Genomic DNA, 15,389 nt, shown 5'->3' on the forward strand with positions numbered 1-15,389 from the left:
TAGTTAACTTTAACCCTTGTAAAACGTGTCTTTGGGAATGGTTATGAGAGCAATTGGTTTTTTTCTGTTATTTGTGTCGAGCCAACTGATGGCTGCTGATAAATGTCCGGATGCCAACAATACCTATGAAATAGGAGTTTGCCTGGCAGAGCAACTGGAGCAGCATGAGGTGGAGTTACAGCATTACCTTGCAGAAGCCCTGGCCCGATACAAAGAGAATGAATTAATCGTGGAATCTATTGAAAAGGCCCAGCAAAGCTGGCTGGTCTATCGTTTGGACCAATGTAGCTCAATTTACGATATTTGGCGTGACGGCACCATACGCAGCATCATGGGCCTGGGTTGTTCTATTCGCATGACACAATTACGCACCCATCAAATCTGGCACAGTTATCTGACATACATGGATAGCACGCCACCACTGTTACCTGAGCCGAAAATAGATACCAAGTGAGCGATTCTGAAATCATTCCGCTGCACAACAGTACCCAGGAAAAAATACATTTAGAGCATGAAGCGGCAAAACTGTTTATGCGACTTTATGAAAAGCAGTTTGGCACGCCGATGCGGCATATCTGGCATAACCTGCCTCGCAAACCTGATGTTTCCTGTTATCTCAATGACAGCAAACTGGATTTGGAAATCGCGCATATTTATGGCAGTGAAGCTGAGGCTAAGCTGATTTTGGGCAGAGAAGCAGATGAAAAAATGTTGGCGGCTTTACATCGCCTGACCCAATTACCCGTCAATAGTCGTTTAATTGCAGCGCTCAATGCTGTGCTCAGTAGTAAAGCACAGAAAAACTACCATACTCAGAGAGTATGGCTGGTGTTACGCAATATGAATTCATTATGGCAACAAAGCGATTTTGAGAAGCATCGGCAGCAGATTGTCCTACCTCAGGCGCATCCTTTTGAACAAATCTGGCTGCTTGGCGATGCTAAAGGCCGCAGTGGTGTCATGCAGTTATATCCAGCAGAAGAAAGTTATTTTTGACGTTTATTTGGTTTTGCCGATTTTTTGCTTGGAGCCGGCTTTTCCAAACCGCTGCTCAGTGAATGGGTCTCAGGATCATAGTTTTTTTGCAGATCGTCTTTTACCGTGCCTTCCCATAACGGCACACCAACAAAATATCCCGCCCGTCCAATTACATGTGCCGCTACCGGTGCGGTGAGAATAATAAACGCAATAATGGCAATCACCCTGGTAACAACAGTAATGTCGGCAAAATAAACTGCCACACCAATCATAATCAAGCTTGTTCCCAAAGCGCCGGATTTTGTAGTGGCATGCATCCGTGTCGGTAAGTCAGGCAAACGGATAATACCGATAGCGGCGAGCAGCATTAACGCTGCACCAAAAATCAGAAAAAAACCGACAAATAAATCAGTCATCACGTGGGCCTCCACGTTCCAGAAAGCGAGCAAAACCAATGGCCGCCAAAAATGCTGTTAACGCCAAAACGATGGCCACATCAAGAAAACTACTGACACCGGTATCAATGGCATGCACACCGACAATACCGGCGACGATAGAAGCAATAAGCTCCAGTGCCACAACACGATCAGGCAACGAAGGGCCTTTGGCCATTCTGACGAAGCTGAGTAGTAATGCAGTAGATAACATCAGATAAACGAGATTAATCACAAACGTATTCACATAAGGCTCCTCAGCGCAAAATTTCCAGCAAACGCCGTTCGACTTCATGGAGTTCGGTTAACAACGCTTTTTCATCTTGCAAAAACATCGCATGAATAAACAGCACGCGACGATCATCCGAAATATCCAGCGTTAATGTCCCCGGAGTTAATGAAATAAAGTTTGCCACCATGGTGATTTCAAAATCCGATTTAGCTTCCAGTGGAAAAGCGATTACACCTGGCTGCATATGCCACGGCGGAGTCAAAATATCAAAACCGACTTTGTAGTTAGCTTTGACCAGTTCTTTGATAAAGAAACCGGAAAAACGTAATAACAGTGGCAGCCGTTGAGCATAGCCACTCATTGAAGGTAACTGATGTTGTACGATGGCGAGCACTATGTAGCCCAACGCAAAACCGAAGATAAAATTCAGACCGCCAAAACTCCCCGTCAACGCCACCCAGCAAAGAGCTAATACAATATTTAAGAAAAACCCAATCATGGTCTCTCTCCTAACACCGCTTCAATGTAACCTGCAGGATTGAGCAACTGATCGGCTGCCTCACTGGCTAATTGATAAATGGGCTCACCGTTAAGGCCAATATACAACGTGCATACAGTTAAGCCGACCACCGGTATCAACATCACCCAAAGCTGTTTGTCGGTTTTCTTGCCCGTCAATCGTGAGTCATCAATACCTTCCGGAAGTTTTTTCCAGAACACTTCCGCCCAGATTTTAATCATTGAATATAAAGTCAGCAGGCCGACCAGTAAGGCAATAGCTGTTGCCACCCAGGCTTCCACTTCCAGGCCAGCGCGGATCACCAGAAACTTGGCGAAAAAACCTGATAACGGTGGTAGCCCGGCAAGCGACAGGGCAGGGACCAGAAATAAAATGGCCAGTCCCGGACGATGTTTATAAACCCCGCCCAGCTTTTTCAAGTCATAACTGCCCAGCAGTCGATACACCACACCACTTATCAGGAACAGATTAGTCTTCACAATGATGTGATGCATGATGTAAAACACCCCGCCGATAATGGCTAACGGGGTGAATAACGCCAGTCCCAGCAACATATAGCCAATCTGGCTGACAATATGAAACGACAGAATACGGCGGAATTCGAATTGGGCTGCCGCACCCAAAACACCGGTTAACATGGTGAGCACGGCAATCCATAACAAAATGGTATGGGTAAATTCGGTATCACCAATAAATATCAGGGTAAAAATTCGATATAAAGCATATACACCGACCTTGGTCAGCAGGCCAGCAAATAAGGCTGATACCCCAACTAAAGGCGTGTGATATGACGCAGGCAACCAGAAAAATAACGGGAATGCGGCGGCTTTAATACCAAACGAAATCAAAAACATCATCGCCAAAACATTGACCATGCCGGTATGTTCAACCTGGCTCAGTTTGTCACCAATATCCGCCATGTTGAGCGTGCCTACCATGCCGTATAACAAACCGATGGCGGAGAGGAATATCGCAGATGAAAACAGATTCAGTGTGACGTATTTAATTGCCCCTTCCATCTGGGATCGTTCACCGCCCAAGGTCAACAGGGCGAAGGAGGCCAGCAACATCACCTCAAACCAGACAAACAGATTGAAAATATCACCCGCCAAAAATGAACCGGAAACACCGGCCAGCAGCAAATGCATTAACGGGAAATAGCCGAACTTTTGATGTTTATCCGGTGTGTCGGCCATTGAATAAATAGCGATTGCCACGCCGATAATGCCGGTTAACACGATCATAATGGCGCTAAGTAAATCAGCCACGATAGTGATGCCAAACGGGGCTGCCCAACCGCCCATCTGCATCACCACAAAGCCCGCTTCACGGGTACTTTCTAATAACCAGACACCTGCGCCAAGCAAAGCGAAAGTTGCAAATAGACTGATCCAACGTTGATAAAACGTGGAGCGCCAAAAGGCTAATGTCAGCGCTCCGGCAAATAACGGGATAATTATTGGTAATACTACTTCCGGGCTCAAGTGTCAGTGTCCTTCATTTGGTCCAGATCATCATTGCCTACCACTTCATAGGCGCGGTGAATTAAAACCACGGCAAAGGCCAATACCCCAAAGGCAATAACAATGGCGGTCAAGATCAATGCCTGAGGCAAAGGATCGGCAATGATTCCCAGCGGTGCTGCTGCACCTTCGGGTATTAATGGCGGGGCGCCACGGGTCATACCGGAAACGGCAAAAATCAATAAGTTGGCAGCATTGCTAAGAATGATTAAACCAATAACCAGTTTTACAATTGAACGCCGCAGCATCATATAAATCGCCGCAGCAAACAGAATGCCGATCACATAGGCCATCAGCGATTCCATGCTGAAACCTCCTGTTGAAAATTCAGTTTATTGTTCACTCTTCAGACTCCGTCAGTGACATCACGATGGTCAGAATCGTCCCCAATACCGCAAAATAAACACCGATATCGAATATCAACACAGTCGATAATTTGACTTGGGTATCGCCCAGTGAAAATTCCCACCATTGCGCAGTAAGAAAAGCTTCGCCATTGAGCATGCCCGGAAACATCGCGGATAAACCCAGCAACAAACCTAATGCCAGCAAATCGCGCGGTTCCACCCGCATAATTTCACGGGTCGAGGCCACACCATGGGCAAACAGATACAACACAAATGCCCCTGAAGCGACCAGTCCAGCAATAAAGCCACCACCTGGTTCATCATGGCCGCGTAATAATAAAAACACTGAAAAAATTAACTGCAATGGCAATAAAAATAACGCCGCCGTATGCAGGATCAGTGTATTGAATGTCATTATTTTGGGTTTGTTATCGTCCATTATTTTTCCTCAGCACGCAGTTTGAGCATCGAGAAAACCCCCAAGGCGGCAATGGCCAGCACAAATATTTCACCCAGCGTATCCAGTGCCCGAAAATCGACCAGAATCACATTGACGATATTGCGACCTTTAGCCAGCGGGTAACTGGATTCAACAAAGAATCCTGAAATGGTTTCAAAAAACTGTACGTCAATTGCAGCCAGTGTCAGTAAGGTCATTAACACACCCATCAACACCGCCACGCTGGCATCACGAATTACTTCGTAGCGACTTGAATAACGGGAGAAGCCCGGCAATTTGAATAGCACCAATACCAGCAAAATTACGGTAAGCGTTTCTACCAGCACCTGAGTAATACCTAAATCCGGGGCACTGAAATGTATAAACACTAAAGCCACGGTAAAGCCCAGCACACCCATACTAGCTACTGCTCCTAAGCGTGAACGGGTTGAAATGGCATATATGGTGGCGAGCAGCATCAATAACACAATGAAAAATTCGTAAAAAGCGATGCCTTCTACATTGAGATACACGTTCAACCCATACTGACTCAACAAGGTGTAACCGACCAGAATGACTGTGGTCAGGATCATCACAATCATGTAATTACCCAGCTTGCCATTTTGCAGTAGCCTGGTTTGCCAACTGGCGATATAGGTGATGCCATTCATCATGCTGAAATAGCCAGCTTCCGGTCCGAAACGACTGGCTTGTGTTGTTAAATGCCCTATGGCTGGCCGTGTTTTTTGCCAAAACACAAACAGTAAAATACCGCCAATTAAGGCAATAACCGACAACAGCAATGGCAGATTAAAACCATGCCATAAGGCCAATGAAAAACTGGCTGGAGTCACTGACACCGCATTGACAGTCGCGCTCAGAATGGAGTTTTGGGGAACCCACGGCAGCAAACCAAACATAAGCGACAATACCGCCAGAATCGCCGGGCCAATCAACATTGCCAAAGGCGCTTCATGAGGTTTTTTCGGGGTAGAACGTAATTCCCCATAAAAAGGTTTGATAGCAACCACTGCTGCAATAGCCATTACCAGCATTGCTGCAGCCAGGGCTAATATGAGTATCAATGCTTGATAGCTATCATTGCCAAGTACCGCCTCAAACATGGCTTCTTTGGCGATAAAACCAAATAATGGCGGCATCCCGGCAAGCGATAATGCAGCGATAGCAGTAATCACTGCAGTACGTGGCATTTTGCTTCGCAAACCGCCCATCAAGGTTAAATCTTTAGTGCCAATCTCGTGATCAATCGCGCCTGCCAGCATAAACAGTGCTGCCTTGTATAACGAGTGGGCCAGCAGGAAACAGGTAAAAGCAATCAACGCATATTCGGTGCCTATACCGAGCAACATGGTTAACGTGCCCAGCGCCATTACCGTGGAATAAGCCAACACTTTCTTGATATCGGTCGCGCTGTAGGCCAGGTAAGCCCCGACAAACATAGTGATAGCCCCAAACAGGCTGAGTGAAACTGTCCACAATGCATGCTCGGTAAAGGCCGGGTTCAGCCGTGCCATTAAATAAATCCCGGCTTTGACCATGGTTGCTGAATGCAGATATGCCGATACCGGTGTAGGTGCCGCCATCGCATTGGGCAACCAGAAATGAAAGGGGAATTGTGCAGACTTGGTAAATGTACCCAGTAAAATACAGATAATCATGCCAACGGCCAGCGAACTTTCCAGCACGCTGTCAGACGCTGTTAATATCTCTGAAAGCTGATAACTGCCACCGACAGTGGCCAGCATAATCAGCCCGGCCATCAGAGCCAAACCACCGCCGACGGCAACAAACAAACCTTGTAATGCTGAACGGCGTGCTGATTCGTCTTCGTGATCAAAGCCAATCAGCAGATACGAGGTAATGCTGGTTAATTCCCAGAACACAAACAGGCTGATCAGATTATCGGAAAGCACCAAACCCAGCATTGACGCCATAAAGGCCAGCATAATGACAAAAAAGCGAGCTATTGATTTGTGCCCGTGTAGATAGCTGCCAGCGTAGATGAAAATGAATATGCCGATAAAACTAATCAGCAACGCAAAAAGTAAAGACAAGCCATCGAGCATAAAGCTCAGATTGATGTCCATCCCCGGCAGCCATTGCCACTCTTGATAGATAACCTCACCCTGACTTACCGCAGGGACAAAGCTGGCAAAGTACAGCGTCAAGGATAGGGGCAATATCGCCAAAATCCAGCCAGTTTTATTCTGGGCAACAGGCTGCAGCAGCGGCGTAAACATTGCCAAAATAAAGCCTGATAAAACGGCAAATAACATCGTATCCAATATCTCCTGAATTCAGCTCACAACCGAGCTGACAATTCCATTATAAAAAACGTGAATTTGTCATTCTTTAGCTGTGACTTCAGTCAACTAAGAGTGGGAAAAGTTGCCTGTGAGCATAGTCGACAGCGGCCGACTGTGCAAGAAAAGCCGTAAAAACACAGCAGAAAAATAATGTATCAATGCGACTTGTATCTTATTTAATGTACAGCTGCAGAATGAATAAAAAGTCGAGGGTAACAAAAACTAAAAATAGCAGTGAATTGCGCAGGCAATAAAGTCGCTCATAGACCTAAATGTCGCTCAATATCGCTTGCTGTCGGAATCAACGTGACTTGTCGGCGTAGTTTGGGTACGTTTTGCACCTGCCAATGCTGTATTGCCCACTTCCATAATTCATCAAGTGGAACATGTGCCAGTTCTATCGGTGGCTGCAGACCAAGAAATCGTAATACTCGACATAATACAACGCCGCTATCTCGTAGCTTGACGGGTTGAGCGCGAGTTTGTTTGCTGAGTTTTTCACCTTGCAGATTGGTCGCGATTGGAACATGAGCATAGGCCGGAGTGGTGAAACCCAGTTGCTGCTGCAAAAACAGTTGTCTTGGGGTTGAATCCAGCAGATCGGCTCCTCGAACAATATGTGTTATACCTTGCAAAGCATCATCGACAACCACTGCTAACTGATAGGCAAATAAACCATCCCCACGACGGATCACAAAATCCCCTACCTGCTGTGATAAGAGCTGCGATTGTTCACCCTGAATCAAATCCTCAAACGATATCGGTTGATCATTAACCCTAAGCCGCCAGGTTCGTGCTCGTTTTCCAGTAGCTAATCCCTGTCGACAAAACCCCGGATACACCGGACCGTCAATTCCCAAAACAGCACTGGCATTAATTTCCTTTCGACTACAGCCGCAGGTATAAGCCAGATTTAATGATTGCAACTGCTCCAGTGTGTTTTGATAAAGCTGAGTGCGCTGGCTTTGAAACAGTACTTCATCATCCCAATGAAAACCAAAGCTCTCTAGGGTATCGAGAATATCCTTTGCAGCACCCACGACTTCTCGTGGTTTATCCAGATCTTCCATCCGCACCAGCCATTTGCCACCATTTGAACGAGCATCCAGAAAGCTGGCAGTAGCGGTCACCAGAGAACCAAAATGCAATGGTCCGGTGGGTGAGGGAGCGAAACGTCCGATGTAATGATGAGCTGTTAAGTCTGAATTCATATTTAGTTGAGATAATTCACCACGTAGAATGTAACAAGCAATTTATCTATTTCACAGCCCTGAGAGTATGACTGAAGACTATCTATTTGTTTATGGCACCTTACGTAAAGACACCGCCCGTCATGATTTGCTGCATCGATATTGTGAGTTTATTGCGTTGGGCCGATTGCAAGGCAGCTTGTATCAAGTCAGTCATTATCCGGGTGTAATTTTAAGCGATGACTCACGGCAGCAAGTTATCGGTGAGCTTTATCTGATCAAAAATAATGAACTGCTGTTAGCTGAGCTGGATGATTATGAAGAATGTTCTGCCAGCTTTTGCGAACCGCACGAATACGTTCGCAGCCGGCAAAATATTACACTTGCCGATGGTGGTCAGCTTAACGCATGGGTTTATCTTTATAATCGGCCAACAACAGGATTGAAACTTATCACCTCGGGTGACTATCTCAATCCATAAGTACTTTGTGCCATTAGGTTTTGCTACTGGCTTTAGGTTATTCAAACAAGCGCTTTAAAAGCTTGAAAAAAGAGGTTCTATGTTTCGTTCAGATGCTTTTCGCCAGCAAACTCAAGCTTGGCAACAACAATTCAGGCAGCTGCAATCAGCAGGTTTACTGCAGCGGATTTTTGCCTGGATTATTTTAGGGCTAGTGATGATGCTGACTCTGACACTGCTGGTGTTTGTAGTGTTGTTAAGCTGGATCCTTATCCCCTTGATGTTGTATCGGGCACGCAGACAAATGCGAAAAGCAACTGAAGCTGGTCAGCAACATCAGCAATTTCATCGACAGCAAAAACAGCAATCGCAAAATGAGAGCAATATCATCGAAGGTGAAATTATCAGCAGACGCGATGATTAACCTCATTTTCTAAGCGGTTACACTGTGGCTATCTGATTATTTGGTAATAAAAAAGGCGGGTTCCTATTGGAACACCGCCTTCTTTTTTGTCAGTTTTACTGGTGGATCAGGGGGTAAAGTTTAAATTACCGCCAAAGATGCCAACCAAACCGATAATGATTAGATAAATGGCTACGATATAGTTCAGTAATCGTGGTACCAGCAAAATCAGAATACCGGCAATCAATGAAATCAGGGGCGTGAGTGCAATTGTCATTTTATTTCCTCGCTGTAGATGTTGTTTTTATTGTTACCCACAAAGTATGCCTGAATGTCTTGTAGAACAACATCAGGCAGCAAATTTCGCCTCATTATCCCTCAATCAGCATGTCTTCTAACAACTCTGGCTCATCGACGATGACTTCAGGCATCGCAGATGAGTGATGATTGACGATCAGCCATTCACCATCATTCTGACGTTCGTAGACAAAGTTATAACGCGCCTGAACCTGCTTTTGTTCACCATCTTTAGTGACATCAAAAGTATAGATCCCGGTATCTATCGCGATGCCATCATTTACTGCGATATGTCTTTCGTCGATGCGGCCATACGGACTCAGTTCCAGAAAATGCACGAAATAGTCTTCAATTTCAGTGTGATTAGTACGAACCTTATTGGAAACCGTTGGCAATAACACAGCGTTAGAAGCGTAATTGGCAGTAACCGCTGCCGGGTCACCGGTTTGCAGTGACTGATTCCAACGTTCAAATAAGTTTTGAATTTCGTCTTCGCTGATTTGAGCGGCATGTACCTCAGGTTCTGGTGCACAAGCCGTAAGGGTTAGGCCAAAAATCAGTGGTAAAATCAATTTCAGTCTAAATTGGGGTGAAGAAACGTACTGAGTCATTGTCTGTCCTCCATTGAATGATAGGCCTGTACCATCAGCAGAATAACTTTCGCTGACTATTTTTCGTTGGTCAGGATGGTTTTTACCGTATCACTTTTTACCACGCCGAGGAAATGCTCCCACTGATTGCTGGTAAAAAATCACCTGTTAGACTATTAAAATTCACAATGCTTAAATATTAGACGGATATCATTACGCGATAAGCAAAATAAGTCAGGATAAATGATGCAAGCACATTATTTTCAGCATGTTGCCTTTGAAGGGCTGGGCAGTATTGATGTCTGGTTAAAAAGTAATGGTTATCAGATAAGTTCAACGCAGTTTTATCAGCAAACTGATTTGCCTGAAGTTGGGGCTGTGGATTTTCTGGTAGTGATGGGCGGACCAATGAGTGTCAACGACGAAGCTCAATATCCTTGGCTGGCAGCAGAGAAGCAGTTTATTCAGCAATTTATAGCGACTGGTAAACCGCTACTGGGAATTTGTTTAGGAGCCCAGTTGATCGCAAATGCCATGGGCGGCAGAGTATATCCAAATAAAGAAAAAGAAATCGGCTGGTGGCCGATTCAAGCAGTGTCAAACAATAATGCATTGGCATTCCAGTTTCCTGAAACAGCCAGCGTATTTCACTGGCATGGTGAAACCTTTGATTTACCCGAAGGCGCTGAACGGATCGCCGAAAGTTATGGTTGTCGAAACCAGGCTTTTCAGTTGGGAAACTCCGTGATCGGTCTGCAGTTTCATCTGGAAACAACACCGGACTCTGTTCAAGCTCTGGTTGAACACTGTGCTGATGAGCTACAACCAGCACTCTACGTGCAATCTGCGACTGAGATTCTGTCAGTTGATGTACACAATTATCACGCTATTAATCAACTAATGAATGCAGTGCTGCAGTATTTACATACTGCACAACATGAGCTTAAAAACTAATGACTGTTATGAGCAAAACTCAACAATTACAACGGTATCTGCACCAACATATCCCATTGTCAGCTGCAATGCAGGTGTCAGTGCTGGATATAAATCAGCAGACACTAACTTTGGCTGCACCATTAGCCCCCAATATTAATCATCAGGAAACGGTATTTGGTGGCAGTGCTTCGACATTAGCTATTTTGTCGGCCTGGTCGTTATTGCATACCCGTTTGGCAGAAGAGGGGATAGCCTCGCGTTTGGTGATTCAACGCAATGAAATGGCTTATCTGAAACCCATGACGCAAGAGTTTACGGCCACTGCGGTATTGGTAGATGAAGAGGATTGGCCGACATTTCTCACCACATTACGACGCAAAGGCAAAGCACGGATAAGTGTGGTGGCCAGTTTATATAGCGATCAAAAAATGGCAGGCAAATTCTCAGGTGATTTTGTAGCGTTATTTGGCGATAAGTAAATAATCTCAGCTATCTCGGGTTCCATTAAATTACTGTTACACTCAGGTAAAAAGCCTGCGAGCAGTACGGAGCCTGAACGTTATGTCGGTCAAAAAGCCCTTTGTCTACCCAGAAATGCGACTGGTGTTTATTTTATTGATCACCTGTTTTGCTGCCTGGGGTGTGGCAGCGAATATGACCGATCCATTGGTCAAAGTGTTCAGTCAAATCTTTGCCATGAGCACCTTGCAATCTGCCTTAGTGCAATTTGCTTATTACGGGGCATACTTTTGTCTGGCAATACCCGCCGCTTTTATTAACCGCCGATATTCCTATAAAACTGGTGTTTTATGCGGTTTAGGGTTGGCGGTAATCGGTGCCTTAGCGTTTTATCCTGCCAGTCTGGCAATGAATTATCATTATTTTCTCGCGGCGTTATTTATTCTGGCCTCTGGATTATCGATTCTGGAAACTTCGGCCAATCCCTTTGTGATGGCGATGGGCCCATTAGAAAATGCCACACGCAGACTCAATCTGGCGCAAGCCTTTAATCCGGTTGGGACTAATCTAGGCGTTTTTCTAGCCGCTACATTAATCCTGCCCAATTTGCATATTGCCGAAGCTGCTGATCGGGCGTTAATGACGGTTGAAGAATTAAAGCTGGTACAAGCCGCGGAACTTAAAGCCGTGATGTTGCCTTATGTGAGCATGGCGGCGGCTTTGTTGTTGATTTGGCTGATGATTTTGTTTTCCAAAGTGCCAAAACCACGTGAAGCGGTGGTGTCGAGCATCGGTGAATTACATTTCGCACAGATATTTAAACGCTTGATGGCCAATACCCATTACCGATTTGGCGTTATTGCTCAATTTTTTAATGTAGCGGCACAAGTCTGCGTCTGGACCTTCACCATTCAGTATGTGCAGCAGGCGATGGGCGGTACCGCAGCCGATGCCAGTATTTATTTGCAATACAGTTTGCTGGTGTTTTTGGTGTCCCGTTTTGCGATGACCTGGTTGATGGGCTATGTCCGGCCAACGGTGTTGATGACCATACTCGCCTTAACTGGCAGCGCTTTATGTTTATTTGCCATGTTGAGTCCAACTATTTCCGGAGTTTGGGCCATCGTTTCTATTTCGGCCTGTTTGTCGCTGATGTTCCCGACTATCTACGGAGTGGCATTAAAAGGCTTGGGCGAAGATACCAAATTTGGTGCGGCTGGACTGGTGATGGCGATTCTCGGCGGTGCGATTATGCCGTTGTTTCAGGGAGCGTTGATCGACGTATTTAATACGGCGATTTCCTATATTGTTCCTGCAGCCTGTTTTCTGGTGGTCGCTGCCTATGGCTATTTTGATGTGCGCTCTAAAAGAGCGTGTTAGAAGCTGAATGTTTGAGAAACGCTTACCGCAATCAAAACAACCACTATCAATGCGATTATGATACTGATTGATTTGGTGGTTTTACCAGGTGTTTTACTGAGCTTCATTGGCGAAGCCTTAGTTTTTGAATCTGCACGAATGATATTTATGGCTCGGGTTTTACCATCTTTTGTGGTTTCAATTTCAAAATCCAGCATTTCACCGACTTTGGGGCGCGGGCTGCCGCTTGGAAAGGCGGAAATATGTACAAAGACTTCCTGTTGATTATGCTCGCAGAGGATAAAGCCAAAACCTCTGTCATCTTTCCACTTAATTAACTTTCCATGCATCTTGATTACTTAGCGCCAGTCAGTGATAAGTGAGGCACCATAACAGAGTTGCTGTGAGTGAGGAAGGGTAAATCATCTTTGATTAAATGGCTTAACGATGACACTCATTGTTGCTACCGAGCAAACATAAACTGGCTTGCTCAATGGATTCCAGCTGAATTGTTACATGCTCAATATCAAAATGATCATGCAGATCATGTTGCAGTTGGGCTAAAAATGCGTTGTCCAATGGATTATTTTTCACCACTAAATGCGCGGTTAATGCCGTTTCACTGGTGCTTAATGGCCAGACATGTAAATCATGCAGTGAGTCGACCTGTTCCAAATCCAGTAAATACTGCTGAATTTTTTGCAGATCAATATTTTCCGGTACAGCGTCCATTGCATAATTGAACGATTCACGAAATAAGCGCCAGGTACCCACCAAAATAATCGCCACAATCAACAGGCTGACGAGTGGGTCAATCCATAACCAACCTTTGAACAGAATAAACAATCCGGCAATTACAACCCCTAGCGATACAGCCGCATCGGCAGCCATATGTAGAAAGGCACCGCGAATATTTAAATCCTGTTTTTGACCCTTAAAAAACAACAGCGCAGTGATGGTGTTGATTACTACACCGATGCTGGCAACAACAATTACGGTCATGCCTTCAACCGGCTGGGGATTTAACATTCTATTGATCGATTCCCAGGCGATAGCGCCTAAAGCAATAAACAACATGATGGAGCTTATTAGGGCCGCCATCACAGTGGCTTTGCGAAAACCATAAGTGCGTTTCGCTGTGGCGGCTTTTTTCGCCAGAATGCTGGCACCCCATGCGAGTATCAAACTCACCACATCACTTAAGTTATGTCCGGCATCCGCTAATAGCGCCATCGAACCAGCTAAAATGCCATAGCTGGCTTCAACAATGACAAACACCACATTTAAGCTGATACCGATGGCAAAAGCGCGGTTATAGTTAGCGACTTCGTGATGGTGAGGGTGGTGATGTTCCATTTTGCTTCCGTGATCAAGTGATAGCAAAGCTTTTGCCAGCCTAAATATTGAGTTCAAGCCGGCAGAGCTTTCAGCCTGGCAAGGATCACGTTTATTAAAGTGAATGTCTAGAAAAACGTTAGTATTTAAGAACCACTTTGCCGCAAGGCATTGATAATGCGGTTTTGTTCTTCTTCCCCGTAAAAACTCGGATCATCAAACAAATCACGTTGTTGTTGATCAAACATCATATTCAATGCTTGAGCACTGGTTTGTACCATTGGTTCAAAATGGGCGTTTTGACCACTCACCAGATCGACCACACGACGCCGACGGTAAATGGTGTAGCCACCAAGTAATAACAATACCAAACCAATATAGATTGGTAATCCATGCGGCCCCAGTACGGTCATTAATGAACCGGATAGCACTGGAGCAAACGCACAGCCCGCACCATGCAGTACCAGCATATCGGAGGAACCCGAAACGATTTCATCCGGATGCAGCTGATCGATTAACTGGGCAACGGATAATGGATAAATGGAAAACGCCAGGCCGCCCCAAATAAAAAACATACTGAGCAGCAGTTTTTGCGTGGGCACGATGATCATTATTATCGATATGGCAGCAGCCAGCATGACCACCCAGGTCATAACTTTGGGGCGATCATGTTTATCGGAATAGCGACCAATGGGGATCTGCAAAACAGCACCACCGATAATGGTTAAGCTCATGATCATCGCGATGCCGCTGATGTCATAACCGAGTTGTGTGGCATAAATCGGTGTCATGGACCAGAAAGCGCCCATTGCCAACCCGGACAAGGCTGCTCCGGCAACTGCTAATGGAGCAATTTTCAATAAGCTTTTTAGACTGCTTTTAGGTCTTTCTGTCGCAATATTCGGTTGGTTACGACGGGTCAATGTCAAAGGCAAAATCGCCCAACTGACTAGAATGGATACCAAGGCAAATAACAAAAAGCCTTCCGGTGAATCAAGATTGAGCATTTGTTGAGCAATGGCAAGCGCACCTAAGTTAACCACCATGTAAAACGCGAAGATCTTTCCACGCTCATGGCTGGCAGCTTGGCTATTGAGCCAGCTTTCAATCACTGTCATTAAGGTGATGTAAGCCAAACCATAAAAGAAACGAAAGCCCATCCAGGCCCACTGATCGATAAAGAGTACGTGCAAGAGTGTGGTGGTGGCGCAGACCGAGGCGCAGAAAGCAAAAGTGCGGATATGGCCCATCCGGCGGATTAAACGACCGCTTACCCAGGTACCACAGATAAATCCGACAAAATAGGCCGACATGATCATGCCCATGACGGCACTGGAAAATCCTTCACTGGTGCCACGTAAAGTGAGCAGGGTACTAATCAATCCATTGCCCAGCAACAATAGCGCCACGCTAAACAATATTGATTGAATAGGTTTTAGCAGTGCTAACGAATGCATCCATTGCTCCTTCAATGCTCAAACAATTAGTTTTATCTGTTTAATAACTCCGAAATGAGTCTAAATGACGACCTGCAATGGTTTAATCGCACCACAATAAAGC

General features: G+C 45.4%; 20 protein-coding genes. 7 read left to right on the plus strand and 13 right to left on the minus strand.

Annotation, left to right across the window (positions count from 1 at the left end; translation table 11 throughout):
• Positions 1 to 88: 88 nt before the first annotated feature.
• On the plus strand, positions 89 to 454 hold the full coding sequence (locus tag E8Q33_RS03160; RefSeq protein ID WP_136552966.1) for a lysozyme inhibitor LprI family protein: 366 nt from the start codon (positions 89 to 91) through the stop codon (positions 452 to 454).
• Entirely contained in the window at positions 451 to 996 is a 546-nt protein-coding gene (locus E8Q33_RS03165) for a hypothetical protein (RefSeq protein ID WP_245652055.1), read from the plus strand. Before E8Q33_RS03160 ends, E8Q33_RS03165 begins: the two co-directional genes overlap by 4 nt.
• Here E8Q33_RS03165 and mnhG read toward each other — a convergent pair.
• The 8 genes from mnhG to gluQRS form a co-directional block, all read right to left on the minus strand.
• Entirely contained in the window at positions 987 to 1,394 is a 408-nt protein-coding gene (gene mnhG / locus E8Q33_RS03170; RefSeq protein WP_069295534.1) for a monovalent cation/H(+) antiporter subunit G, read from the minus strand. The two genes, E8Q33_RS03165 and mnhG, sit on opposite strands and share 10 nt — an antisense overlap.
• Positions 1,387 to 1,659: a monovalent cation/H+ antiporter complex subunit F gene (locus tag E8Q33_RS03175; RefSeq protein WP_136552730.1), complete on the minus strand. Its 273-nt coding sequence runs from the start codon at positions 1,657 to 1,659 to the stop codon at positions 1,387 to 1,389. Before E8Q33_RS03175 ends, mnhG begins: the two co-directional genes overlap by 8 nt.
• A gap of 10 nt (positions 1,660 to 1,669) precedes the next feature.
• Positions 1,670 to 2,143 carry a Na+/H+ antiporter subunit E gene (locus E8Q33_RS03180; RefSeq protein WP_069295532.1) on the minus strand — a complete coding sequence of 158 codons (474 nt, stop codon included), beginning with the start codon at positions 2,141 to 2,143 and terminating at the stop codon, positions 1,670 to 1,672.
• Positions 2,140 to 3,648, minus strand: coding sequence for a Na+/H+ antiporter subunit D (locus tag E8Q33_RS03185; protein ID WP_069295531.1), 1,509 nt, complete (start codon positions 3,646 to 3,648; stop codon positions 2,140 to 2,142). The genes E8Q33_RS03180 and E8Q33_RS03185 overlap by 4 nt, the downstream gene beginning before the upstream one ends.
• A complete protein-coding gene (locus E8Q33_RS03190; protein ID WP_069295530.1) occupies positions 3,645 to 3,992 on the minus strand; it encodes a Na+/H+ antiporter subunit C in 348 nt (115 codons plus the stop codon). The genes E8Q33_RS03185 and E8Q33_RS03190 overlap by 4 nt, the downstream gene beginning before the upstream one ends.
• A gap of 34 nt (positions 3,993 to 4,026) precedes the next feature.
• Entirely contained in the window at positions 4,027 to 4,473 is a 447-nt protein-coding gene (locus E8Q33_RS03195; protein WP_247869897.1) for a Na+/H+ antiporter subunit B, read from the minus strand.
• Positions 4,473 to 6,770, minus strand: coding sequence for a putative monovalent cation/H+ antiporter subunit A (locus tag E8Q33_RS03200; protein WP_136552970.1), 2,298 nt, complete (start codon positions 6,768 to 6,770; stop codon positions 4,473 to 4,475). The genes E8Q33_RS03195 and E8Q33_RS03200 overlap by 1 nt, the downstream gene beginning before the upstream one ends.
• 290 nt (positions 6,771 to 7,060) lie before the next feature.
• Positions 7,061 to 8,011 carry a tRNA glutamyl-Q(34) synthetase GluQRS gene (gene gluQRS / locus E8Q33_RS03205; RefSeq protein WP_069295528.1) on the minus strand — a complete coding sequence of 317 codons (951 nt, stop codon included), beginning with the start codon at positions 8,009 to 8,011 and terminating at the stop codon, positions 7,061 to 7,063.
• 67 nt (positions 8,012 to 8,078) lie between these two features.
• Here gluQRS and E8Q33_RS03210 point away from each other — a divergent pair, with 67 nt between their 5' ends.
• Together E8Q33_RS03210 and E8Q33_RS03215 are read left to right on the plus strand one after the other, a co-directional pair.
• On the plus strand, positions 8,079 to 8,471 hold the full coding sequence (locus E8Q33_RS03210; RefSeq protein ID WP_136552732.1) for a gamma-glutamylcyclotransferase: 393 nt from the start codon (positions 8,079 to 8,081) through the stop codon (positions 8,469 to 8,471).
• Positions 8,472 to 8,550: 79 nt separating this feature from the next.
• On the plus strand, positions 8,551 to 8,874 hold the full coding sequence (locus tag E8Q33_RS03215; protein ID WP_069295526.1) for a hypothetical protein: 324 nt from the start codon (positions 8,551 to 8,553) through the stop codon (positions 8,872 to 8,874).
• Positions 8,875 to 8,980: 106 nt separating this feature from the next.
• On the opposite strand, the gene E8Q33_RS03220 is transcribed toward E8Q33_RS03215, so the two are convergent.
• Both E8Q33_RS03220 and E8Q33_RS03225 read right to left on the minus strand, forming a co-directional pair.
• The gene (locus E8Q33_RS03220; RefSeq protein WP_084002930.1) at positions 8,981 to 9,130 is read right to left on the minus strand and encodes a DUF3096 domain-containing protein; all 150 of its coding nucleotides are present in this window, start codon (positions 9,128 to 9,130) and stop codon (positions 8,981 to 8,983) included.
• Positions 9,131 to 9,224: 94 nt separating this feature from the next.
• Positions 9,225 to 9,761 carry an SgcJ/EcaC family oxidoreductase gene (locus tag E8Q33_RS03225; protein WP_136552734.1) on the minus strand — a complete coding sequence of 179 codons (537 nt, stop codon included), beginning with the start codon at positions 9,759 to 9,761 and terminating at the stop codon, positions 9,225 to 9,227.
• 222 nt (positions 9,762 to 9,983) lie between these two features.
• On the opposite strand from E8Q33_RS03225, the gene E8Q33_RS03230 reads away from it, so the two are divergent.
• From E8Q33_RS03230 to fucP, 3 genes are all read left to right on the plus strand, one after another.
• Positions 9,984 to 10,694 (plus strand): type 1 glutamine amidotransferase, encoded by a 711-nt coding sequence (locus E8Q33_RS03230; RefSeq protein ID WP_247869898.1) that lies wholly within the window; start codon positions 9,984 to 9,986, stop codon positions 10,692 to 10,694.
• Complete coding sequence (locus E8Q33_RS03235) at positions 10,694 to 11,155, plus strand: thioesterase domain-containing protein (protein WP_245652052.1); 462 nt, start codon at positions 10,694 to 10,696, stop codon at positions 11,153 to 11,155. The genes E8Q33_RS03230 and E8Q33_RS03235 overlap by 1 nt, the downstream gene beginning before the upstream one ends.
• Before the next feature lie 82 nt (positions 11,156 to 11,237).
• Complete coding sequence (fucP, locus tag E8Q33_RS03240) at positions 11,238 to 12,515, plus strand: L-fucose:H+ symporter permease (RefSeq protein WP_069295523.1); 1,278 nt, start codon at positions 11,238 to 11,240, stop codon at positions 12,513 to 12,515.
• On the opposite strand, the gene E8Q33_RS03245 is transcribed toward fucP, so the two are convergent.
• From E8Q33_RS03245 to E8Q33_RS03255, 3 genes are all read right to left on the minus strand, one after another.
• Positions 12,512 to 12,844 carry a cold shock domain-containing protein gene (locus tag E8Q33_RS03245; protein ID WP_136552736.1) on the minus strand — a complete coding sequence of 111 codons (333 nt, stop codon included), beginning with the start codon at positions 12,842 to 12,844 and terminating at the stop codon, positions 12,512 to 12,514. The genes fucP and E8Q33_RS03245 overlap by 4 nt on opposite strands.
• A 91-nt stretch (positions 12,845 to 12,935) precedes the next feature.
• Entirely contained in the window at positions 12,936 to 13,850 is a 915-nt protein-coding gene (locus tag E8Q33_RS03250; protein ID WP_136552738.1) for a cation diffusion facilitator family transporter, read from the minus strand.
• Positions 13,851 to 13,975: 125 nt separating this feature from the next.
• Positions 13,976 to 15,286, minus strand: a complete 1,311-nt coding sequence (locus E8Q33_RS03255; RefSeq protein WP_136552740.1) for an MFS transporter — start codon at positions 15,284 to 15,286, stop codon at positions 13,976 to 13,978.
• Positions 15,287 to 15,389: the final 103 nt, after the last annotated feature.

The organism is Methylophaga sp. SB9B (assembly GCF_004832235.1).
In the GTDB taxonomy this organism is placed as follows: Bacteria; Pseudomonadota; Gammaproteobacteria; order Nitrosococcales; family Methylophagaceae; genus Methylophaga; species Methylophaga muralis.